The 454-nt window shown below is 35.2% G+C and carries 1 protein-coding gene; it reads left to right on the forward strand.

Annotated elements, in window-relative coordinates; translation table 11 throughout:
• Positions 1-454: DDE-type integrase/transposase/recombinase (locus RT41_RS10275; protein ID WP_143467380.1), on the forward strand; the 454-nt coding region annotated here is incomplete at both ends.

Consider the following 454-nt stretch of genomic DNA (forward strand, 5'->3'; position numbering starts at 1 on the left):
GCTATCACGTCAACCACAAGAAGGTACAGCGCTTAATGAAGAAACTAGGGCTTCGTGTGACGTCTTATTGGCACAAATCACGTAAATATTATTCATATAAAGGAAAAGTAGGGACGGTAGCTAAAAATAAATTGCACAGACGATTCAGAACTTCCATTCCTCATCAAAAAATCACAACAGATACGACAGAATTCAAATATTATGAAGATGGAATTCAGAAAAAATGTTATCTCAATCCTTACATTGATTTATTTAATAGCGAGGTGATTAGTTATCATATCTCTCAACAACCCTCTTATCAATCCATTGATATTGCTCTAAATCAAGCCTTAGCTGTGACATCTGATTGTCCTTATCGACGTACTTTCCACTCAGATCAAGGATGGGGATACCAAATGAGAGACTATGTTTCTAAATTAAAATCTCATAGAATTTTTCAGTCTATGAGCCGTAA

This window comes from Lactococcus fujiensis JCM 16395 (assembly GCF_002441655.1).
Classification (GTDB): Bacteria; Bacillota; Bacilli; order Lactobacillales; family Streptococcaceae; genus Lactococcus; species Lactococcus fujiensis.